This window comes from Pseudomonas allii, assembly GCF_055380095.1.
Map to the genome: position 1 here is coordinate 1,187,718 of NZ_AP039450.1, position 20,894 is coordinate 1,208,611.

20 protein-coding genes are annotated in these 20,894 nt (G+C 61.2%); 11 read left to right on the forward strand and 9 right to left on the reverse strand.

Annotated elements, in window-relative coordinates; translation table 11 throughout:
- The first annotated feature begins 69 nt into the window (after positions 1 to 69).
- Positions 70 to 351: an HU family DNA-binding protein gene (locus ACZ445_RS05355; RefSeq protein WP_003188840.1), complete on the forward strand. Its 282-nt coding sequence runs from the start codon at positions 70 to 72 to the stop codon at positions 349 to 351.
- A gap of 66 nt (positions 352 to 417) precedes the next feature.
- Here ACZ445_RS05355 and rlmF read toward each other — a convergent pair whose 3' ends face one another.
- From rlmF to ACZ445_RS05380, 5 genes are all read right to left on the reverse strand, one after another.
- Positions 418 to 1,434 carry a 23S rRNA (adenine(1618)-N(6))-methyltransferase RlmF gene (rlmF, locus tag ACZ445_RS05360; RefSeq protein ID WP_464708050.1) on the reverse strand — a complete coding sequence of 339 codons (1,017 nt, stop codon included), beginning with the start codon at positions 1,432 to 1,434 and terminating at the stop codon, positions 418 to 420.
- A gap of 237 nt (positions 1,435 to 1,671) precedes the next feature.
- Positions 1,672 to 4,518, reverse strand: a complete 2,847-nt coding sequence (locus ACZ445_RS05365) for a valine--tRNA ligase (protein ID WP_464708051.1) — start codon at positions 4,516 to 4,518, stop codon at positions 1,672 to 1,674.
- Positions 4,519 to 4,718: 200 nt separating this feature from the next.
- Entirely contained in the window at positions 4,719 to 5,102 is a 384-nt protein-coding gene (locus ACZ445_RS05370) for a DNA polymerase III subunit chi (RefSeq protein WP_464708052.1), read from the reverse strand.
- 7 nt (positions 5,103 to 5,109) lie between these two features.
- A complete protein-coding gene (locus ACZ445_RS05375) occupies positions 5,110 to 5,538 on the reverse strand; it encodes a DNA polymerase III subunit chi (RefSeq protein ID WP_012722396.1) in 429 nt (142 codons plus the stop codon).
- 51 nt (positions 5,539 to 5,589) lie between these two features.
- Positions 5,590 to 7,080, reverse strand: a complete 1,491-nt coding sequence (locus ACZ445_RS05380) for a leucyl aminopeptidase (protein ID WP_058425781.1) — start codon at positions 7,078 to 7,080, stop codon at positions 5,590 to 5,592.
- A gap of 284 nt (positions 7,081 to 7,364) precedes the next feature.
- On the opposite strand from ACZ445_RS05380, the gene lptF reads away from it, so the two are divergent.
- The 10 genes from lptF to tadA all read left to right on the forward strand — a co-directional run bounded on the left by lptF (position 7,365) and on the right by tadA (position 17,896).
- On the forward strand, positions 7,365 to 8,483 hold the full coding sequence (gene lptF, locus ACZ445_RS05385) for an LPS export ABC transporter permease LptF (protein ID WP_058425780.1): 1,119 nt from the start codon (positions 7,365 to 7,367) through the stop codon (positions 8,481 to 8,483).
- Complete coding sequence (gene lptG, locus ACZ445_RS05390) at positions 8,476 to 9,555, forward strand: LPS export ABC transporter permease LptG (RefSeq protein ID WP_058425779.1); 1,080 nt, start codon at positions 8,476 to 8,478, stop codon at positions 9,553 to 9,555. The genes lptF and lptG overlap by 8 nt, the downstream gene beginning before the upstream one ends.
- A 151-nt stretch (positions 9,556 to 9,706) precedes the next feature.
- Positions 9,707 to 11,506, forward strand: coding sequence for a translation elongation factor 4 (gene lepA / locus ACZ445_RS05395; RefSeq protein ID WP_003188853.1), 1,800 nt, complete (start codon positions 9,707 to 9,709; stop codon positions 11,504 to 11,506).
- A gap of 5 nt (positions 11,507 to 11,511) precedes the next feature.
- Positions 11,512 to 12,366: a signal peptidase I gene (lepB, locus tag ACZ445_RS05400; RefSeq protein ID WP_058425778.1), complete on the forward strand. Its 855-nt coding sequence runs from the start codon at positions 11,512 to 11,514 to the stop codon at positions 12,364 to 12,366.
- Between the two features lie 150 nt (positions 12,367 to 12,516).
- Positions 12,517 to 13,206, forward strand: coding sequence for a ribonuclease III (gene rnc / locus ACZ445_RS05405; RefSeq protein WP_012722401.1), 690 nt, complete (start codon positions 12,517 to 12,519; stop codon positions 13,204 to 13,206).
- Complete coding sequence (era, locus tag ACZ445_RS05410; RefSeq protein WP_016978271.1) at positions 13,199 to 14,101, forward strand: GTPase Era; 903 nt, start codon at positions 13,199 to 13,201, stop codon at positions 14,099 to 14,101. The genes rnc and era overlap by 8 nt, the downstream gene beginning before the upstream one ends.
- Before the next feature lie 163 nt (positions 14,102 to 14,264).
- The gene (gene recO / locus ACZ445_RS05415; protein ID WP_058425777.1) at positions 14,265 to 14,954 is read left to right on the forward strand and encodes a DNA repair protein RecO; all 690 of its coding nucleotides are present in this window, start codon (positions 14,265 to 14,267) and stop codon (positions 14,952 to 14,954) included.
- Between the two features lie 51 nt (positions 14,955 to 15,005).
- Complete coding sequence (pdxJ, locus tag ACZ445_RS05420; RefSeq protein ID WP_058425776.1) at positions 15,006 to 15,749, forward strand: pyridoxine 5'-phosphate synthase; 744 nt, start codon at positions 15,006 to 15,008, stop codon at positions 15,747 to 15,749.
- A 267-nt stretch (positions 15,750 to 16,016) separates the two neighbouring features.
- Positions 16,017 to 17,399 (forward strand): multicopper oxidase family protein, encoded by a 1,383-nt coding sequence (locus tag ACZ445_RS05425; protein ID WP_122304851.1) that lies wholly within the window; start codon positions 16,017 to 16,019, stop codon positions 17,397 to 17,399.
- Positions 17,399 to 17,896, forward strand: a complete 498-nt coding sequence (gene tadA, locus ACZ445_RS05430) for a tRNA adenosine(34) deaminase TadA (RefSeq protein ID WP_058425774.1) — start codon at positions 17,399 to 17,401, stop codon at positions 17,894 to 17,896. Before ACZ445_RS05425 ends, tadA begins: the two co-directional genes overlap by 1 nt.
- A 142-nt stretch (positions 17,897 to 18,038) precedes the next feature.
- Here the strand turns inward: tadA and cmoB are convergent, their stop codons facing one another.
- The 4 genes from cmoB to ACZ445_RS05450 are packed head-to-tail and all read right to left on the reverse strand — an operon-like array spanning position 18,039 to position 20,819.
- Positions 18,039 to 18,995, reverse strand: coding sequence for a tRNA 5-methoxyuridine(34)/uridine 5-oxyacetic acid(34) synthase CmoB (cmoB, locus tag ACZ445_RS05435; protein WP_058425773.1), 957 nt, complete (start codon positions 18,993 to 18,995; stop codon positions 18,039 to 18,041).
- Positions 18,992 to 19,735, reverse strand: coding sequence for a carboxy-S-adenosyl-L-methionine synthase CmoA (cmoA, locus tag ACZ445_RS05440; protein WP_058425772.1), 744 nt, complete (start codon positions 19,733 to 19,735; stop codon positions 18,992 to 18,994). The genes cmoB and cmoA overlap by 4 nt, the downstream gene beginning before the upstream one ends.
- Before the next feature lie 36 nt (positions 19,736 to 19,771).
- Complete coding sequence (locus ACZ445_RS05445) at positions 19,772 to 20,428, reverse strand: lysoplasmalogenase (protein ID WP_179028726.1); 657 nt, start codon at positions 20,426 to 20,428, stop codon at positions 19,772 to 19,774.
- Between the two features lies 1 nt (position 20,429).
- Positions 20,430 to 20,819 carry a protease inhibitor I42 family protein gene (locus ACZ445_RS05450; protein WP_058425770.1) on the reverse strand — a complete coding sequence of 130 codons (390 nt, stop codon included), beginning with the start codon at positions 20,817 to 20,819 and terminating at the stop codon, positions 20,430 to 20,432.
- Positions 20,820 to 20,894: the final 75 nt, after the last annotated feature.

The window sequence follows — 20,894 nt, forward strand, 5'->3', positions numbered from 1 at the left end:
ACGGTCGGGCTCGACGGCTGACACTGCACTCTGCAATCCATATGAATTTGATAGGGAAGGAACACCACAATGGCTATTACTAAAGACCAACTGATCGCTGACCTGGCTGAAGCAGTAGACGCACCGAAAACTACCGTGCGTGCTCTGCTGGACCAACTGAGCCAAGTTGTTGCTGACCAGCTGGAAAACGGCGGCGAAATCACTCTGCCAGGCGTTGGCAAACTGAAAGTGACCGAGCGTCCTGCCCGTACTGGCCGTAACCCTTCGACTGGCGCTGCCATCGAAATCGCTGCCAAGAAAGTTATCAAGCTGGTTGTGGCCAAAGGCCTGACCGACGCTGTTAACAAGTAAGACGCAGCAAAAAAACCGTGCTTCGGAGCGATCCGGGCACGGTTTTTTGTTGCCTGCAATTTGTGCCTAGCGCACCCAGCGCTGGCGCCAGATCTGCTGCTCGTTCTTGGTCTGGAAGGTCCAGGCCACGAAGCGACTCTGCTTCTGTCCCTGGGACATCTCCACCACCTGGCTTTCCAGCACGCCGGCTTTTTTCAACGCCGTCTCGATCGCGGGCAAGTTCGACGCTTTTGACACCAGGCAACTGAACCACAACACCTTGTGGGCAAAATGCGCACTTTCAGCGATGAGCTGCGTCACAAAGCGCGCTTCACCGCCTTCGCACCACAGTTCAGCCGATTGGCCACCGAAGTTCAGCACCGGCAACTTGCGCTTGGGATCGGCCTTGCCCAGGGCGCGCCACTTGCGCTCGCTGCCCTTGGTCGCTTCGTCCATGGAGGCATGGAACGGCGGGTTGCACATGGTCAGGTCGAAGCGCTCACCCGGCTCCAGCAAGCCCAGCAGGATCTGCTTGGGGTTGGTTTGCTGGCGCAACTGGATGACCTTGCTCAGGTCGTTGGACTGCACGATGGCCTTGGCCGCGGCCACGGCGATAGGGTCGACCTCGGAGCCGAGGAAGTTCCAGCGGTACTCCATATAGCCAATCAGTGGGTAGACGCAGTTGGCGCCCATGCCGATGTCCAGCACCTTGACGATCGAACCGCGCGGGATCTTGCCGTCATGGGTGCTGGCCAGCAGGTCGGCGAGGAAATGTACGTAGTCCGCACGCCCCGGCACTGGTGGGCAAAGGTAGTCGGCCGGGATGTCCCAGTGCTGAATGCCGTAGAAGGCTTTGAGCAGCGCACGGTTGAACACGCGCACCGCATCCGGGCTGGCGAAGTCGATACTTTCCTTGCCGTACGGGTTGATGATCACGAACTGCGCCAGTTCCGGCGTGGTCTTGATCAGCGCCGGGAAGTCGTAGCGGCCTGTGTGGCGGTTGCGCGGGTGCAGGGAGGCCTCTTTGCGCGGCGCGACGGGTTTGGCCGTGGCTGCGGTTTTAGGCTTCTTGCGCGGAGGTTTTGGCGTGCTGGGGGCGGTCATGTTGATTCTGGTGTTGGCTCAAAGTGGTGGGCATTGTCACACATCCTGAGCCTGTCCCGGTCAAATGTGGGAAGGGGCTTGCCCCCGATGGCGATGTGACAGTCAAAAACAATGAGACTGATACACCGCCATCGGGGGCAAGCCCCCTCCCACATTGACCGTATTGCCAGTCAGGTATTGGCGAGTTCCACACAAAAAAAGAGGCCAGAAGGCCTCTTTTTTTACACAGGTTCGACCTTACAGGCTGGAAATCCGCGCATGCTGCTCCGCCAGCTTGCCCAGGGCCTGTTCGGCCTCGGCCAACTTGGCGCGTTCCTTCTCGATCACTTCAGCTGGCGCCTTGTCGACGAACGCTGCGTTGGACAGCTTGCCACCCACCCGCTGCACTTCGCCTTGCAGGCGTGCGATCTCCTTGTCGAGACGGGCCAGTTCGGCACCCTTGTCGATCAGGCCGGCCATTGGCACCAGCACTTCCATCTCGCCAACCAGTGCGGTCGCGGACAGAGGCGCTTCTTCGCCGGCTGCCAATACGGTGATCGACTCCAGCTTGGCCAGCTTCTTGAGCAGCGCATCGTTCTCGGCGAGGCGACGCAGATCCTCGGCGCTGGCGTTCTTCACGAACACCGCCAATGGCTTGCCCGGCCCGATGTTCATCTCGGCACGGATGTTACGCGTGCCCATCATCAGGGTCTTGAGCCATTCGATATCGCTTTCGGCCGCCTCATCGATGCGCGCTTCGTTGGCCACCGGCCAAGGTTGCAGCATGATGGTCTTGCCTTCGATACCGGCCAGTGGCGCCAGGCGCTGCCAGATTTCTTCGGTGATGAACGGCATGAATGGGTGCGCCAGACGCAACGCCACTTCGAGTACGCGCACCAGGGTGCGACGGGTACCGCGCTGACGTTCGATCGGTGCGTTCTCGTCCCACAGGACCGGCTTGGACAGTTCCAGGTACCAGTCGCAATACTGGTTCCAGATGAACTCGTACAAGGCCTGTGCGGCCAGGTCGAAGCGGAACTGGTCGAGCTGGCGAGTCACTTCGGCTTCGGTGCGCTGCAACTGCGAGATGATCCAGCGATCGGCCAGGCTCAGTTCGACGGCTTCGCCGTTCTGGCCGCAGTCTTCGCCTTTATCCAGCACGTAGCGCGCCGCGTTCCAGATCTTGTTGCAGAAGTTGCGATAGCCTTCGACGCGGCCCATGTCGAACTTGATGTCGCGACCGGTGGATGCCAGCGAGCAGAAGGTGAAGCGCAGGGCGTCGGTGCCGTAGCTGGCGATGCCGTCGGCGAATTCGTCGCGGGTCTGCTTCTCGATCTTCTTCGCCAGTTTCGGCTGCATCAGGCCCGAGGTGCGTTTCTGCACCAGGGTTTCCAGGTCGATGCCGTCGATGATGTCCAGCGGGTCCAGCACGTTACCCTTGGACTTGGACATCTTCTGGCCTTGGCCATCACGTACCAGGCCGTGCACGTACACGGTCTTGAAGGGTACCTGCGGCGTGCCGTCCTCGTTTTTCACCAGGTGCATGGTCAGCATGATCATCCGGGCAACCCAGAAGAAAATGATGTCGAAGCCAGTGACCAGTACGTCGGTGGAGTGGAATTTCTTCAGGAATTCGGTCTGCTGCGGCCAGCCGAGGGTGGAGAAGGTCCATAGGCCAGAGCTGAACCAGGTGTCCAGTACGTCGTTGTCCTGTTGCAGCGCAACGTCGGCACCCAGGTTGTGCTTGGCACGCACTTCGGCTTCGTCGCGGCCTACATAGACCTTGCCCGACTCGTCGTACCAGGCCGGAATGCGGTGGCCCCACCACAGTTGACGGCTGATGCACCAATCCTGGATGTCGCGCATCCACGAGAAATACATGTTTTCGTACTGCTTGGGTACGAACTGGATACGGCCATCTTCCACGGCGGCAATGGCCGGTTCGGCCAGCGGCTTGGTGGAGACGTACCATTGGTCGGTCAGCCACGGCTCGATCACGCTACCGGAGCGGTCGCCTTTCGGCACTTTCAGGCTGTGGTCGTCAACACTCACCAGCAGGCCGGCGGCGTCGAAGGCGGCAACGATCTGCTTGCGTGCTTCGAAGCGGTCGAGGCCGGCGTATTCGGCCGGGATCTTGCCGTCGATGCTCTCGTTCAGCGTGCCGTCCAGGTTGAACACCTGACAGGCCGGCAGTACGGCGGCGTTCTTGTCGAAGATGTTCAGCAGCGGCAGGTTGTGGCGCTTGCCGACTTCGTAGTCGTTGAAATCGTGGGCCGGGGTGATTTTCACGCAGCCGGTGCCGAATTCAGGGTCGCAGTAGTCGTCCGCGATGATCGGGATACGGCGGCCAACCAGCGGCAGTTCGACAAACTTGCCGATCAGCGCCTGGTAGCGTTCATCGTTCGGGTTAACCGCCACGGCGGCGTCGCCGAGCATGGTTTCTGGACGCGTGGTGGCAACGATCAGGTAATCTTTGCCTTCAGCGGTCTTGGCGCCGTCGGCCAGCGGGTACTTGAGGTTCCACAGGAAACCTTTCTCGTCGTGGTTTTCCACTTCGAGGTCGGAAATCGCCGTGTGCAACTTGGTGTCCCAGTTGACCAGGCGCTTGCCGCGGTAGATCAGGCCGTCTTCATGCAGGCGCACGAAGGCTTCTTTCACGGATTCCGACAGGCCGTCGTCCATGGTGAAGCGCTCGCGGCTCCAGTCTACGGACGAGCCGAGGCGACGGATCTGACGGCTGATATTGCCGCCGGACTGGTCCTTCCATTCCCAGATCTTTTCCAGGAATTTCTCGCGGCCCAAGTCATGACGATTCTGGCCGGTGGCTTCGAGTTGGCGTTCCACCAGCATCTGGGTGGCGATACCGGCGTGGTCGGTGCCCGGTTGCCACAGGGTGTTGCGGCCCTGCATGCGGCGGAAACGGATCAAGGCATCCATGATCGCATTGTTGAAGCCATGGCCCATGTGCAGGCTGCCAGTGACGTTCGGTGGCGGAATCATGATGGTGTAGGAATCGCCCGCGCCTTGCGGGGCGAAATAATTCTCGGATTCCCAGGTGTTGTACCAGGAAGTTTCGATGGCGTGCGGCTGGTAGGTCTTATCCATGCGCGGCGGGACCCTAGTTGGCATTTATTCAGGAAAGCCGGCAAGTATAACGGGGCTGGGAGCTGAGGGCGAGTTGAAGACTTGTGCAAATCAAATGTGGGAGGGGGCTTGCCCCCGATGGCGGCGTGTCAGTCAACTCAGCATTCGTTGACCCATCGCTATCGGGGGCAAGCCCCTTCCCACAGGGAGCCTTGCAAGGCTCAGGACTGGTATTGGCTGAGGAGCCGCTCCATCCGCGCATCCAGACGACGCTTGATCTCCGTTTCGATGTGCGGGGAAAAATCGTCGATCACGTCTTGCATGATCAGTTGCGCGGCGGCGCGCAGTTCGTTGTCAAGGTGCAGCAGAAGGGCGTCGGGCCCTTTTTCAGTGGGGGCAGGTTCGACGGCGGGAGCTTCGACAACCGGCTCCGGCGCGACAGGTTTGCCGCCGACCATATCGAACAGCAGCGGAATCTGTACCTCGCCCTCGACCGTTTCGGTCAACAGCGGCGGTTGCAAGTCATCATCACCCAGCAGCTGGCGGATCGACTCCAGGTCGTCCAGCAGGTGGTCGTCTTTTTTTAGAGGGTTTGGCGTGTCCATCATTTACTCAAAGTCGTTGTAGCCGGTGATCCTGGAGAGGATAGCCCTGTTCGCGGTAGAAACGGAAACTCTCCCGCGCGGCCTGACGAATAGCCGGATCTTCCACCACCACCTCTGCCACACGGGCAAAAGCCTTGGCGAACGGCGGTACTTTCAGGTCCAGGTTGACCAGCAGGTCATGGTGATCGCCGCAACTGTCGCCCAGACCCAGCACCACCAGGCCTTCAGGTTCGGACTCGGCGGGGCCGTGGGGTACGAAGCTTTCGCCCTTGAAGCGCCACAGGCGGGCATCCAGCTCATCGCGTTGGGCCGCATCGCTGCAATGCAGGTAGATGCGGTGGCCCATGCGCCAGGCTTTTTCGGTGAGTTTGCAGGCAAAGTCCAGGCGCGCGAGCGGGTCGGCGCTGGGCAATATATAGAAGTCGACTTGGGTCATTGCGGTTCCTGAGACCGAGGCGACGTAAGAGTCGCCCCGGAATCTTCAGTTTCAGGCCTTGGCGCGATCCAGCAGGTACTGGGTCAACAATGGCACCGGACGGCCAGTGGCGCCCTTGTCCTTGCCGCCGCTGGTCCAGGCTGTGCCGGCGATGTCCAGGTGCGCCCAGTTGAAGTTCTTGGCAAAGCGCGACAGGAAGCAGGCCGCGGTGATGGTGCCGGCTTTCGGGCCACCGATGTTGGCGATGTCGGCGAACGGGCTGTCCAGCTGTTCCTGGTACTCGTCGAACAGTGGCAGTTGCCAGGCGCGGTCGTCGGCGGCTTTACCGGCGCTGAGCAGTTGCTCGATCAGTTCGTCGTTGTTGCCCAGCAGGCCGGAAGTGTGGGAGCCCAGGGCGACGATGCACGCGCCGGTCAGGGTGGCGATGTCGATCACGGCCTGCGGCTTAAAGCGCTCGGCGTAGGTCAGGGCATCGCACAGCACCAGGCGGCCTTCGGCGTCGGTGTTGAGGATTTCCACGGTCTGGCCGCTCAGGGTGGTGACGATGTCGCCCGGACGGGTCGCGCCACCGCTCGGCATGTTCTCGGCGCAGGCCAGGATGCACACCAGGTTGATCGGCAGCTTGAGTTCCAGCACGGCACGCAGGGTGCCGAACACGCTGGCGGCGCCGCCCATGTCGTACTTCATCTCGTCCATGCCCAGGCCCGGCTTGAGGCTGATGCCGCCGGTGTCGAAGGTGATGCCTTTACCCACCAGGGCGTAAGGCTTCTCGGACTTCTTGCCGCCGTTGTATTGCATCACGATCAGGCGTGGCGGCTGGTCGCTGCCCTGGCCCACGGCATAGAACGAGCCCATGCCCAGTTCCTTGATCTTCTTCTCGTCGAGCACTTCGACTTTCAGGCCCTTGAACTCCTTGCCCAGTGCCTTGGCCTGTTCGCCGAGGAAGGTCGGGTGGCAGATGTTCGGTGGCAGGTTGCCCAGGTCGCGGGTGAATGACATGCCTTTGGCGATTGCAGTCGCGTGGCTCACGGCGCGCTCGACTTCAGCCTGGGCGGCCTTGATGGTCAGCAAGGTGATTTTCTTCAGGGCACGCGGTTCGGCCTTGGTGCTCTTGAACTGGTCGAAGATATAGCCGCCGTCCACCAGGCTCTCGGCCAGCAGGCGGGTCTTGCCGTAGCTGTCACGGCCTTTGACCACGATTTCATCGAGGGCCAGCGCGGCATCGGTGCCGCCCAGGCCCTTGAGGGTGTTGAGGATACCGCTGATGATCTTGCGGAACGGACGGTCAGCCAGTTCGGCATCTTTGCCCACGCCTACCAGTAATACGCGATCGGCTTTCAGGTTGGGCAGGCTTTGCAGCAGCAGGCTCTGGCCGACTTTGCCGGCCAGGTCGCCGCGCTTGAGCACTGCACTGATGGCGCCGCCGCTGAGTTCGTCGAGTTGCTTGGCGGCCACGCCGAGCTTGCGGCCTTCGCCGATGGCGACCACGAGGGTGGCGGTTTTCAACGTTTCGGGGCTAACGCTTTTTACAACCAGTTCCATTTTCGGGTCCCTTATAAAGGTCGGTTAGCCAGGAGTCTGTACTCCGGCTTTAATACCAGGCAGCTGTGTAAACCGCCGGCGACAAAGGCCGCAGTTTGAACCTCGCCGACGGAGCCTGACAACCCTTGGTGCATGCTTTGTGCGTGCGCACGAGCAAGCTCCGTGACAGGCGCGGTCAATCACAGGATAATGCGCCATCTTTTTAGCCGGCCCTGTATAAACGGGCTGTCTCGGTATGCTTGCTTGTTTGGCCGCCTTAGCCTGACAACCCTGGAGTGTCTGGTTTGATTGTCTTCCGTTATCTGTCCCGCGAAGTCCTGTTGACCTTGAGTGCCGTGAGTGCGGTGCTGCTGGTCATCATCATGAGTGGTCGTTTCGTCAAATACCTGGCCCAGGCTGCCTCCGGCGCCCTGGACCCGGGTTCGCTGTTCCTTATCATGGGCTTTCGCCTGCCGGGCTTCCTGCAGTTGATTCTGCCGTTGGGTCTGTTCCTCGGGATCCTGCTGGCTTATGGCCGCCTGTACCTCGAAAGCGAAATGACCGTGCTCTCGGCCACCGGCATGAGCCAGCAGCGCCTGCTGGGCATGACCATGATCCCGGCCACTGGCATCGCGCTGATCGTGGCCTGGCTGAGCCTGGGCCTGGCGCCCCAGGGCGCCTTGCAGTTCCAGTTGGTGCTGAACAAACAGGATGCGATGACCGAGTTCGACACCCTCGAGCCCGGTCGCTTCCAGGCGCTCAATGACGGTTCCCGGGTGACCTACACCGAAACCCTGACCGACGACCGCGCCAACCTGGGGGGTGTGTTCATCTCCGAGAAGCGCCTGGGCCAGGACAAGAAAGACCGTGGCATTTCCGTGCTGGTGGCCGATTCGGGGCGCCAGGAAGTGCGTCCTGACGGCAGTCGCTACCTGATCCTGGAAAATGGCTACCGCTATGATGGCAGTCCGGGCATGGCCGATTACCGTGCGATCAAGTACGACACCTATGGCGTGATGCTGGCTCGCCCGGACATCAGCGACGAAGTCACTGACCGTGATGCCATTCCGACGACTGATCTGTGGGGCAGCAAGGAACTGCGTTCCATCGCCGAGCTGCAATGGCGACTCTCCCTGCCGCTGCTGGTGTTCATCGTCACCTTGATGGCGGTGCCGCTGTCGCGCGTCAACCCGCGCCAGGGCCGTTTCCTCAAGCTGTTGCCGGCGATCCTGCTGTACATGGCTTACCTGACCATCCTGATTTCCGCCCGCGGCTCCCTGGAGAAGGGCAAGCTTTCGCCGACCCTCGGCCTGTGGTGGGTGCACGGGGTCTTCCTGGTGATCGGCCTGGGGCTGCTCTACTGGGAACCGATCCGTTTGAAAATGATGAGCCGTCGCGGCCAGAAGGAGTTGGCTCGTGGCTAAGCTCGATCGCTACATTGGTAGCAGCGTACTGATCGCCATCCTGGCGGTATTGGGCATCATCCTCGGGCTGGCATCGTTGTTCGCCTTCATCGATGAAGTGGGCAACGTCAGCGACACCTACACCGTGTGGGACGTGCTGAGCTATGTGGCCCTCACCGCGCCGCGTCGCCTCTACGACATGATGCCGATGGCCGCGCTGATCGGCTGCCTGATCGGCCTGGGCAGCCTGGCCAGCAACAGCGAACTGACCATCATGCGCGCTGCCGGCGTGTCCATCGGTCGTATCGTCTGGGCGGTGATGAAGCCCATGCTGCTGCTGATGGCCTGCAGCGTGCTGATCGGCGAATACGTCGCGCCACCGGCCGAAACCACTGCCCAGGCCAATCGCGCCCTGGCCCAGGGGTCGGGCGATGCACAAAGCTCCAAGCACGGCCTGTGGCACCGCCAGGGCGATGAGTTCATCCATATCAACGCGGTGCAGCCCGGTGGCCTGTTGATTGGCGTAACGCGCTACACGTTCGACAAAGAACGTCACCTGCTGGAGTCCAGCTTCGCCAAACGTGCGCAGTATGGTGGCGAAAAGTGGCAACTCAGCGACGTCACCACGACCTACTTCCGTAATGTCGGCCAAGGCACCAAGGCCAGTACTGAAGTGATCAACGTGCCGAGCGAGGAGTGGGATATCGCCCTCAAGCCGGAACTGCTCAATACCGTGGTGATGATCCCGGAAAGCCTGCCGATTTCCGGATTGTGGGGCTATATCCATTATCTGAAGGACCAGGGCCTGAACAACGGCCGCTACTGGCTGGCGTTCTGGGTCAAGGTGTTGCAACCGGTGGTGACCGCCGCGTTGGTGCTGATGGCGATTTCCTTCATCTTCGGCCCGCTGCGTTCGGTGACCCTTGGCCAGCGCGTGTTTACGGGGGTGCTGGTGGGTTTCACCTTCCGCATCGCCCAGGACCTGCTGGGTCCGTCGAGCCTGGTGTTCGGCTTCTCGCCGCTGTTTGCGGTGCTGGTGCCGACGGCCATCTGCGCCCTGGCCGGGTTCTGGCTGTTGCGTCGAGCCGGCTGACATCGCGCTTATGATCAAAAAATGCCCTGGTCGAGAGATCGGGGCATTTTTGTTCTGGTCAGCAAAGATGACGTCTGGCCTGAGCATCAGGTACAATTCCCGGCTATTTTTCAGCGGGCAATCTGCCTGCAGCCTTTTTGAGTGTTGATCCGTGAGTGATTTGAGTCATATCCGCAATTTCTCCATCATCGCCCACATTGACCATGGCAAGTCGACGCTGGCCGACCGGTTCATCCAAATGTGCGGTGGCCTTGCCGAGCGCGAAATGGAAGCCCAGGTCCTGGACTCCATGGACCTCGAACGCGAGCGCGGCATCACCATCAAGGCCCACAGCGTTACTCTGTATTACAAGGCCAAAGACGGTATCACCTACCAGCTGAACTTCATTGACACCCCGGGTCACGTCGACTTCACCTATGAAGTCAGCCGTTCCCTGGCGGCCTGTGAAGGTGCCTTGCTGGTGGTGGACGCCGGCCAGGGCGTGGAAGCGCAGTCGGTTGCCAACTGCTACACCGCGATCGAGCAGGGCCTGGAAGTCATGCCCGTGCTGAACAAGATCGACCTGCCCCAGGCCGAGCCTGAGCGCGTCAAGGAAGAGATCGAGAAGATCATCGGGATTGACGCCACCGACGCCGTCACCTGCAGCGCCAAGACAGGCCTGGGTGTCGACGAAGTGCTCGAGCGCCTGGTGCACACCATCCCTGCGCCGACCGGCAACTACGAAGATCCGCTGCAAGCGTTGATCATCGACTCCTGGTTCGACAACTACCTGGGCGTTGTCTCCCTGGTGCGCGTGCGCCATGGCCGTGTGAAGAAGGGCGACAAGATCCTGGTCAAGTCCACCGGCAAGATCCACCTGGTGGACAGCGTCGGCGTATTCAACCCCAAGCACACCGCGACCGTTGATCTGAAGGCCGGAGAAGTGGGCTTCATCATCGCCGGCATCAAGGACATCCACGGCGCGCCGGTGGGTGACACCCTGACCCTGAGCTCCACGCCGGATGTCGACGTGCTGCCAGGTTTCAAGCGCATCCAGCCGCAGGTCTACGCGGGCCTGTTCCCTGTCAGCTCCGACGATTTCGAAGACTTCCGCGAAGCCCTGCAAAAGCTGACCCTCAACGACTCGTCGTTGCAGTACACCCCGGAAAGCTCCGATGCCCTGGGTTTCGGCTTCCGTTGCGGATTCTTGGGCATGCTGCACATGGAAATCATCCAGGAGCGCCTTGAGCGCGAGTACGACCTGGACCTGATCACCACCGCTCCCACCGTTATTTTTGAGTTGTTGCTGAAAACCGGTGAAACGATTTACGTCGACAACCCGTCCAAGCTCCCGGATCTGTCGGCCATCGAAGACATGCGCGAACCTATCGTGCGGGCCAATATCCTGGTTCCGCAAGAGCATTTGGGCAACGTCATCACCCTGTGCATCGAAAAACGAGGCGTACAGCGCGACATGCTGTTCCTCGGCACTCAGGTCCAGGTGACCTACGACATGCCGATGAACGAGGTGGTGCTGGACTTCTTCGACCGTCTCAAATCCACCAGCCGCGGCTATGCTTCGCTGGATTACCATTTCGACCGTTACCAATCGGCTAATCTGGTGAAACTGGATGTGCTGATCAACGGCGACAAGGTCGATGCCCTGGCACTGATCGTGCACAAGGACAACGCGCACTACAAAGGTCGCCAGTTGACCGAGAAGATGAAAGAACTGATTCCGCGCCAGATGTTCGACGTCGCGATCCAGGCCGCCATTGGCGGGCAGATCATTGCGCGGACCTCCGTCAAGGCACTCAGAAAGAACGTACTGGCCAAATGCTACGGTGGTGACGTAAGCCGTAAGCGCAAGCTGCTTGAGAAGCAAAAGGCCGGTAAAAAACGCATGAAGCAAGTAGGTAACGTGGAAGTTCCACAAGAAGCCTTCCTTGCGGTGCTCAGGTTGGATAGTTAGGTCCTATGTCACTAAATTTCCCGCTGTTGCTGGTCATCGCCGTTGCCGTTTGCGGTCTCCTGGCGTTGCTCGATCTGGTGTTCTTCGCCCCGCGTCGGCGGGCGGCTATCGCGTCCTATCAGGGCAGCGTCAGCCAGCCCGATGGCGTAGTGATCGAGAAACTGAACAAAGAGCCTTTGCTGGTTGAATACGGCAAGTCGTTCTTCCCGGTGTTGTTCATCGTGCTGGTGCTGCGCTCGTTCCTGGTCGAGCCGTTTCAGATCCCTTCGGGGTCGATGAAACCTACCCTGGACGTGGGCGACTTCATCTTGGTGAACAAGTTTTCCTACGGGATCCGCCTGCCGGTGATCGACAAGAAGGTCATTGAAGTCGGTGACCCGCAGCGCGGCGATGTGATGGTGTTCCGTTACCCGAGCGACCCGAACGTCAACTACATCAAGCGTGTGGTCGGCCTGCCGGGCGACGTGATTCGCTACACCAGTGACAAGCGCCTGTTCATCAACGGTGAGTCGGTGGCCGAGAAGCTGCTGGGTTCCGAGCCGAACAGCCTGGGCAGCGCCGAGCTGTACCAGGAAAAACTTGGTGCGGTAGAGCACGAAATTCGCAAGGAAATGAGTCGCTACCGTGCCCAGCCTGATGGGCAGTGGAAGGTTCCGGCCGGGCACTACTTCATGATGGGCGACAACCGTGACAACTCCAATGACAGCCGGTACTGGGATGATCCCAGCATTCCCAAGGACCTGCTGGGCATGGTTCCCGACCAGAACATCGTCGGCAAGGCCTTTGCGGTCTGGATGAGCTGGCCGGAACCCAAACTCAGCCACCTGCCGAACTTCTCGCGGGTCGGGCTGATCAAGTAATACAGGCGGCGCTGTGAACACAGCGCCGAATGCTTTTCTGGGGTGGGGACAAATCGGTCCTGCCTCATGCAGCACCAACCAGGATTTGAATTTGAACACTGCGTCAATCGTCGATGGCCGCCGGTGCCACCAACTAGATATGGATAAACCGTGACCGTTTCTCTAGCACGTCTCGAGCGCCAGCTCGGCTACACCTTCAAGGACCAGGAATTGATGGTCCTTGCCCTCACACACCGCAGCTTTGCCGGGCGCAACAACGAGCGCCTGGAATTCCTCGGTGATGCCATCCTCAACTTCGTCGCCGGTGAGGCGCTGTTCGAGCGCTTCCCCCAAGCCCGTGAAGGCCAGTTGTCGCGCCTGCGTGCGCGCCTGGTGAAGGGCGAGACCCTGGCCGTGCTGGCCCGTGGCTTTGGCCTGGGTGAGTACCTGCGCCTGGGGTCCGGCGAGTTGAAAAGTGGCGGTTTTCGTCGCGAGTCGATCCTGGCCGATGCCCTTGAAGCGCTGATCGGCGCCATCTACCTCGATGCCGGTATGGAAGCCGCCAAGGAGCGCGTCACCGCCTGGCTGACCTCCGAGATCGAAAGCCTCACGCTGGTCGACACCAATAAAGATCCCAAGACCCGCCTGCAGGAATTTTTGCAGTCGCGCGGGTGCGAACTGCCACGCTACGAAGTGGTGGATATCCAGGGTGAGCCCCATTGCCGCGTGTTTTTCGTGGAATGTGAAATCACCTTACTGAACGAAAAAAGCCGAGGTCAGGGTGTGAGTCGTCGTATTGCCGAACAGGTAGCGGCTGCCGCAGCACTGATTGCCCTGGGCGTGGAGAATGGCCATGACTGATTCAACCGCAACACGCTGTGGCTATGTTGCCATCGTCGGCCGCCCAAACGTGGGCAAGTCCACGCTGCTCAACCACATCCTCGGCCAGAAGCTGGCGATCACCTCGCGCAAGCCGCAGACCACTCGCCACAACATGCTGGGCATCAAGACCGAAGGCAATGTGCAAGCGGTCTATGTCGATACCCCGGGCATGCACAAGGGTGGCGAGAAGGCGCTTAACCGCTACATGAACAAGACCGCTTCGGCGGCGTTGAAAGACGTCGACGTGGTGATCTTCGTGGTCGACCGCACCAAGTGGACCGACGAAGACCAGATGGTCCTCGAGCGTGTGCAGTACGTCACCGGGCCGTTGATCGTCGCGCTGAACAAGACCGACCGTATCGAAGACAAAGCCGAGCTGATGCCGCACCTGAGCTGGCTGCAGGAACAACTGCCGAACGCCCAGATCATCCCGATTTCGGCCCAGCACGGCCACAACCTCGATGCCCTGGAGCGCGTGATCGCCGAGCACCTGCCCGAGAACGAGCACTTCTTCCCGGAAGACCAGATCACCGACCGCAGTAGCCGCTTCCTCGCCGCTGAGCTGGTGCGCGAGAAAATCATGCGCCAGATGGGCGCGGAGCTGCCGTACCAGATCACCGTCGAAATCGAAGAGTTCAAGCAGCAGGGCAAGACCTTGCACATCCATGCGCTGATCCTCGTCGAACGTGACGGCCAGAAGAAAATCATCATTGGCGACAAGGGCGAGCGCATCAAGCGCATCGGCACCGAGGCGCGCAAGGACATGGAGTTGCTGTTCGATTCCAAGATCATGCTCAACCTGTGGGTGAAGGTGAAGGGCGGCTGGTCCGATGACGAGCGTGCACTGCGCTCCCTGGGCTATGGCGACCTGTAAGGTCCTGAATGCACCGCGGGGCTGAAAATGTGGGAGGGGGCTTGCCCCCGATAGCGGTGGGTCAGTTGACAAATAAGTGACTGACACACTGCCATCGGGGGCAAGCCCCTTCCCACATTAGGTTTGTGTCGTTTTCAAAAGTGCATTCCAGCAGTGAGCAGCCATGTCCCAATCCCCACCCCCCAGCCAACTCGCCTACGTCCTGCACAGCCGCGCCTACCGCGAGACCAGCGCCCTGGTGGACTTCCTCACGCCCCAAGGCCGCCTGCGCGCCGTCTTGCGCAGTGCGCGGGGCAAGGCGGGCACCCTGGCGCGGCCGTTCGTGGCCCTGGACGTGGAGTTTCGCGGCAAGGGTGAGCTGAAAAACGTCGGCCGCATGGAAAGCGTCGGCACCTCGGCCTGGCTCAACGGCGATGCGCTGTTCAGTGGCCTCTACCTCAATGAACTGCTAATCCGTCTGCTCCCCGCTGAAGACCCGCACCCGGCTGTGTTCGATCACTACGCCGCCACCTTGCTCGCCCTGGCTGAAGGCCGCCCCCTGGAACCGTTGCTGCGTGCGTTCGAATGGCGCCTGCTTGACGACCTGGGCTACGGCTTCGAACTGGCCAACGACCTGCACGGCGAGCCCATCGCCGCGGATGGCATGTATCGCCTGCAAGTGGACGCCGGCCTGGAGCGCGTCTACCTGCTGCAACCCGGCTTGTTCCAGGGCACCGAGCTGCTGGCCATGAGCGAAGCGGACTGGACCGCCCCCGGCGCCTTGTCCGCCGCCAAGCGCCTGATGCGCCAGGCCCTGGCTGTGCATTTGGGCGGGCGACCGCTGGTCAGTCGCGAGTTGTTTCGAAAGCCCTGACAACCCCGTGTATGCTGTGCGGCGTTTCTTTCCCTTTTCAGGAGCGCTTCCGTGACCACCAGCAATCGCATTCTTCTTGGCGTCAACATCGACCACGTCGCTACCCTGCGCCAGGCTCGGGGCACCCGTTACCCTGACCCGGTCAAGGCTGCGCTGGACGCCGAAGAAGCGGGCGCCGACGGCATCACCGTGCACCTGCGTGAAGACCGCCGCCACATCCAGGAGCGCGATGTGCTGCTGCTCAAGGATGTGCTGCAAACCCGCATGAACTTCGAAATGGGCGTCACCGAGGAAATGATGCAGTTCGCCGAACGCATCCGCCCGGCGCACATCTGCCTGGTGCCGGAAACCCGCCAGGAACTGACCACCGAAGGCGGCCTCGACGTGGCCGGCCAGGAAGCGCGGATCAAGGCCGCCGTGGAGCGCCTGTCGAAGATCGGCAGTGAAGTCTCGCTGTTCATCGACGCCGACGAGCGCCAGATCGAAGCCTCGCGCCGTGTCGGTGCACCGGCCATCGAACTGCACACCGGTCGTTACGCCGACGCCACCACCCCCACCGAAGTGGCTGACGAACTGCAACGCATCATCGATGGTGTGAGCTGCGGCCTCAAGGAAGGCCTGATCGTCAACGCCGGCCATGGCCTGCATTACCACAACGTCGAAGCCGTGGCCGCGATCAAGGGCATCAACGAGCTGAACATCGGCCATGCGTTGGTGGCCCATGCGCTGTTCGTCGGCTTCAAGGGCGCCGTCGCCGAGATGAAAGCCTTGATCCTGGCCGCCGCCAAGCACTAAATAACACCGCAATCCCCCTGTGGAAATGGGCTTGTGTGGGAGCGGGCTTGCTCGCGAATACGGTGTGTCAGTCGATTCATGTATGGCTGACCCACTGCATTCGCGAGCAAGCCCGCTCCCACATAGGCGTATTCCATCTTTTGATCTCTGGTGTTTCCCCCGCGTTTCAGCCATGCGGCAATGCGAAGCCTTACTGTTTAGCCGTTGCAGGTGTATCGTATCTGCCCTTTGCAGGCCCTGGGCCTGCGGCCGATACGCGAGGTTGTTGTGTCCCGATCCTTTTCCCGTCGACAAATCCTGGGTGGTCTTGCAGGCCTGGCCGTAGTGGGCGTCGGTGCCGGTGGCGCCTATCGCTACTGGCTGGGGAAAGTCGCCGAAGCCGAGGCGGGACACGATTACGAACTGATCGCCGCGCCGCTGGACGTGGAGTTGGTGCCAGGGCACAAGACCGAAGCCTGGGCGTTCGGCCCTTCGGCGCCGGGCACCGAGTTGCGGGTGCGCCAGGGCGAATGGCTGCGGGTACGCTTTATCAACCACCTGCCGGTCGCCACCACCATTCACTGGCATGGCATCCGCCTGCCGCTGGAAATGGACGGCGTGCCCTACGTCTCACAATTGCCGGTACTGCCCGGCGAATACTTCGATTACAAATTCCGCGTACCCGACGCCGGCAGCTACTGGTACCACCCCCACGTGAACAGCAGCGAAGAGCTCGGCCGTGGCCTGGTCGGCCCGTTGATCATCGAAGAGCGCGAACCTACCGGATTCAAACATGAGCGCACCCTCAGCCTGAAAAGCTGGCATGTGGATGAGGAGGGCGCTTTCGTCGCGTTCAGTATCCCGCGTGAGGCCGCTCGGGGCGGTACGGCAGGGCGCTTGTCGACTATCAACGGTGTGTCCCAGGCGGTGATCGATTTGCCCGCCGGGCAGATCACCCGCGTGCGGTTGCTAAACCTCGACAACACCCTGACCTATCGCATCAACATCCCTGACGTCGAAGCGCAGATCTACGCGCTGGACGGCAACCCCATCGAGCCGCGCCCACTGGGCAAGGAATACTGGCTGGGCCCTGGCATGCGCATCTGCCTGGCGATCAAGGCACCGCCGGCGGGCGAGGAACTGTCGATCCGCAACGGCCCGGTACGCCTCGGCACCTTCCGTTCGGTCGCCAGCATTGATGCGCCCGGCGAATGGCCGCCTGCATTGCCCGCCAACCCGATCAGCGAGCCGGACCTGGCCAATGCAGAGAAACTCAACTTCAATTTCGAGTGGGTGGGTTCGGTCTCGGTCGACACCGACAACGGCAAGCCACCCAGCCTGTGGCAGATCAACGGCAAGGCCTGGGACATCACCGACAAGACCTGCGCCGATCGCCCGATTGCCAAGCTGGAAAAGGGCAAGAGCTACATTTTTGAATTGAAGAACATGACCCAGTACCAACACCCGATTCACCTGCACGGCATGAGCTTCAAGGTGATTGCCTCGAACCGCCACAAGGTGATCCCGTATTTCACCGACACCTACCTGCTGGGCAAGAACGAGCGTGCCCGCGTGGCATTGGTGGCGGATAACCCGGGTGTCTGGATGTTCCACTGCCACGTGATCGACCACATGGAAACCGGCCTGATGGCCGCCATCGAGGTGGCGTGATGCGCCAGATCCGCCCCACAGCAATCATCGACCGCAGCCGCGACCAGGACTTCATGCGCGAAGCCCTGGCCCTCGCCGCCCAGGGTGCTGCGCTGGGTGAAGTGCCCGTCGGCGCGGTGCTGGTGCAGGACGGTCAGATCATCGGCCGAGGCTTCAACTGCCCGATCAGCGGCAACGACCCCAGTGCCCATGCCGAGATGGTCGCGATCCGCGCCGCCGCGCAAGCCATCAGCAATTACCGCCTGGTGGGCAGCACCCTGTACGTGACCCTGGAGCCGTGCAGCATGTGCGCGGGCCTGATCGTGCATTCACGGATTGCGCGGGTGGTGTATGGCGCGCTGGAGCCCAAGGCTGGGATCGTGCAAAGCCAGGGGCAGTTTTTTACCCAGGGCTTTTTGAATCATCGAGTGTTGTTTGAAGGCGGGGTGCTGGCTGAAGAGTGCGGGACGGTCTTGAGCGAGTTCTTCAGGGCGCGCCGGGCCAAACCTGCTCTCTAAACGACGCTGGAGATCAAAATGTGGGAGGGGGCTTGCCCCCGATAGCAGTGTGTCAGTAAGCATATTTATGACTGATACACCGCCATCGGGGGCAAGCCCCCTCCCACATTTCTGATCTCCATTCATTCAAGGAGACCGGAAGTTATTTCCTGGCGATGATCACCGCCCGCATCGGCGCCGGCAGCCCTTCTATAGTCTTGCTGTGGTCTTCGGGGTCGAGGAAGTCACTCAGCGACTGGTACTTCATCCACTCCGTCCCGCGCTGTTCCTCGACGGTGGTCACGCTCACATCCACGCAGCGCACATCACTGAAGCCTGCACGGCGTAGCCATAGCATCAGCGCCGGCACTGAGGGCAGGAACCACACGTTACGCATCTGCGCGTAGCGATCTTCCGGCACCAGCACTTGTTGCTGATCGCCTTCGACCACCAATGTTTCCAGCACCAGTTCGCCACCTTTGACCAGGGTGTCTTTCAGCGCCAGCAGGTGTTCGATCGGCGAACGACGGTGGTAGAACACGCCCATGGAAAACACGGTGTCGAAGCCTTCCAGGTTTGCCGGCAGGTCTTCGAACGGGAACGGCAGGTGCCAGGCCCTGGGCTCGGACAGGTAGCGCTGTACCGCCTGGAACTGGCAGAAGAACAACCAGTTCGGGTCCACGCCAATCACGCTGTCAGCGCCGGCGCCAAGCATGCGCCACATGTAGTAACCGTTGCCGCAGCCTACGTCGAGGATACGTTTGCCCTTCAAGTTCAGGTGCGGCGCAACCCGCGACCACTTCCAGTCCGAGCGCCATTCGGTGTCCACATGCACGCCGAACAGGTTGAACGGCCCTTTGCGCCACGGGCTCAGGCCCATCAATGCAGTGTGCATCTGCGCGCGGGTGTCATCGTCGCAGTCGGTATCGAGTGTCAGGCCGTTGAGCAAATCCACGTCACTGGGCTGGATCTTTGGCAGCGCATCCAACGCACTCTGCCAACGCTCCAGGTCGCCATGGCCCTTTTCCATCTTGCTGTCGAGCTGCGCTTGCAGGCCCTGGGCCCACACGGCCAGGGGAGTGCCGACCAGATGGCGGGCGAGGGGGGAAAGATCAATCATGGCAAGGCAATCAACGAGGCAAAGTTAAGACACTGGAACCACGGCACGACTTTCGAAAACCCGGCTGCCAGCAGGCGTTCGCGGTGTTCTTCGAGGCTGTCGGGCTTCATGACGTTTTCGATGGCGCTGCGCTTCTGGGCGATTTCCAGTTCGCTGTAGCCGTTGGCGCGTTTGAACGCGATGTGCAGGTCGGTGAGCAGCGCGTGTTCTTCGGCATCGTTGAAGCGCAGCTTCTCCGAGAGGATCAACGCACCACCCGGCAACAGCGACTGGCGGATGCGCGAGAGCAACGCCAGGCGCTCATCGGGAGCAATGAATTGCAGCGTGAAGTTCAGCGCCACCACCGAGGCCGGGGCAAATTGCAGCGCGAGGATATCGCCCTCGATCACCTCGACCGGCAGCAACTCCTGGAACATCGAGTCCTGGCCATTGAGGTATTCACGGCAGCGCTCGACCATGGCGACCGAGTTATCCACCGCGATCACCCGGCAACCGTCAGTGCGCACATGGCGACGCAGGGCCTGGGTGACCGCGCCGAGGGACGAGCCCAGGTCATAGAGCACGCTATTGGGTTGGGCAAATTGCGCCGCGAGTACGCCGAGGTTCTCGACGATGGTCGGGTAACCGGGCACCGAGCGCTTGATCATGTCCGGGAACACCCGCACCACGTCTTCGTTGAAGGCAAAGTCCGGTACCTGGGGCAGGGGCTGGGCGAATAGGCGATCGGGTTCTTTGCTCACGGCTGTTCCGGCGACGATTGGGGAAAGGCCGGCATTTTAGCCAAGTTGGCGCACGGATGCGCGGGTTGTCTGATGGAAAGCCGAGGCGGTGATGCCCCACTGGCCGAGCCAATACGTGGTGATCAGCAAGTACGGCGCCGCCTCGAACGCCACCACAAACCGATTGATCCCGATCAGCGTGTCGGAAAACACAAACGACGCCGCGCCTGCCGCCGCCAGCAGTGCCGAGCGCTGCGGCACCTCACTGCCCAAGCGTGCCAATGCGCGCCAGAGCATGGCGCTGATCACCAGCGCATACACCACCACCGGAATCAGCAGATCGCCCAGGCCGTGGGAAATCAGGATGCTCAGCAGGATCGCGCCCACCCCCAGCGCCAGTAGCAGCGGCAGCAGCGCCAGGCGGCGGCAATCACTGAAATAGGCCTTGAGATACGCCAGGTGCGCAAACAGGAACGCCCCCAGGCCAAAGATAAACAGGTCGCCGGGCCAGGCAAGCAGCACATCCCCCACCAGCGAAAAAATCAGCCCAAGGCTGATCCAGCGTCGATAGTCGGTGGGCGGTGCATCATGCAGCCAGCCCAGCAGCGCAAGTACCGGCAGCGGCTTGACCAATAGACACAGCAAGGTGGCATGGGTGCTCAGGCCGTAGATGAACGTGCCGGCGCCCATCAACGCAAGAATCAGCCAAGGCATATCAGTTCACCGTAATGGCGCAGTCAAAGGTTTCGACAGGTTCGGCCTCCGGCTCCCAGGGTTGCTGGGAGGTCAGGCGCAAACGGCCCTGGCCGGCGGCGAAGGCCTGGAAGCGCCAGGTCGATTGGCCGCCGCCGCCGATCACGCCCGACTCGCTGCTACTGTAGACCTCAGGGCTCAACGCGCGCAGTACGCCGCCGGCGGAATCCTGGATGGCCCAGCGGTAACCGGTAGTGGGGTTGCTCGGGAGGGTGAGGGTCAGGTTTTGTCCGCTTTTAAGCTGAAGCGGGCAGGCGCTCTGGTTGTCCACGGTGACGTTTTGCTTCGGTGCACTGGCGCACGCGGCCAGCAGGGCAAGGCTCAAGGGGAGAAGCAGGCGGGCAGCGGTCATGGGGGCTCCGTTCATTCACGACGAAGGGCGAGCATAACCGAAGATGAGACAAGGTGTGACAAGAGGGGATTTTGT

Excerpts from the sequence above, each read along its gene's own strand:
- ACZ445_RS05375 (WP_012722396.1), bottom strand. The coding sequence starts at position 5,538 with ATGACCCAAGTCGACTTCTATATATTGCCCAGCGCCGACCCGCTCGCG.
- ACZ445_RS05380 (WP_058425781.1), bottom strand. The coding sequence starts at position 7,080 with ATGGAACTGGTTGTAAAAAGCGTTAGCCCCGAAACGTTGAAAACCGCC.
- era (WP_016978271.1), top strand. The coding sequence starts at position 13,199 with ATGACTGATTCAACCGCAACACGCTGTGGCTATGTTGCCATCGTCGGC.
- rlmF (WP_464708050.1), bottom strand. The coding sequence starts at position 1,434 with ATGACCGCCCCCAGCACGCCAAAACCTCCGCGCAAGAAGCCTAAAACC.
- lepB (WP_058425778.1), top strand. The coding sequence starts at position 11,512 with ATGTCACTAAATTTCCCGCTGTTGCTGGTCATCGCCGTTGCCGTTTGC.
- cmoB (WP_058425773.1), bottom strand. The coding sequence starts at position 18,995 with ATGATTGATCTTTCCCCCCTCGCCCGCCATCTGGTCGGCACTCCCCTG.
- tadA (WP_058425774.1), top strand. The coding sequence starts at position 17,399 with ATGCGCCAGATCCGCCCCACAGCAATCATCGACCGCAGCCGCGACCAG.
- ACZ445_RS05365 (WP_464708051.1), bottom strand. The coding sequence starts at position 4,518 with ATGGATAAGACCTACCAGCCGCACGCCATCGAAACTTCCTGGTACAAC.
- ACZ445_RS05445 (WP_179028726.1), bottom strand. The coding sequence starts at position 20,428 with ATGCCTTGGCTGATTCTTGCGTTGATGGGCGCCGGCACGTTCATCTAC.
- recO (WP_058425777.1), top strand. The coding sequence starts at position 14,265 with ATGTCCCAATCCCCACCCCCCAGCCAACTCGCCTACGTCCTGCACAGC.
- ACZ445_RS05370 (WP_464708052.1), bottom strand. The coding sequence starts at position 5,102 with ATGGACACGCCAAACCCTCTAAAAAAAGACGACCACCTGCTGGACGAC.
- ACZ445_RS05355 (WP_003188840.1), top strand. The coding sequence starts at position 70 with ATGGCTATTACTAAAGACCAACTGATCGCTGACCTGGCTGAAGCAGTA.
- ACZ445_RS05450 (WP_058425770.1), bottom strand. The coding sequence starts at position 20,819 with ATGACCGCTGCCCGCCTGCTTCTCCCCTTGAGCCTTGCCCTGCTGGCC.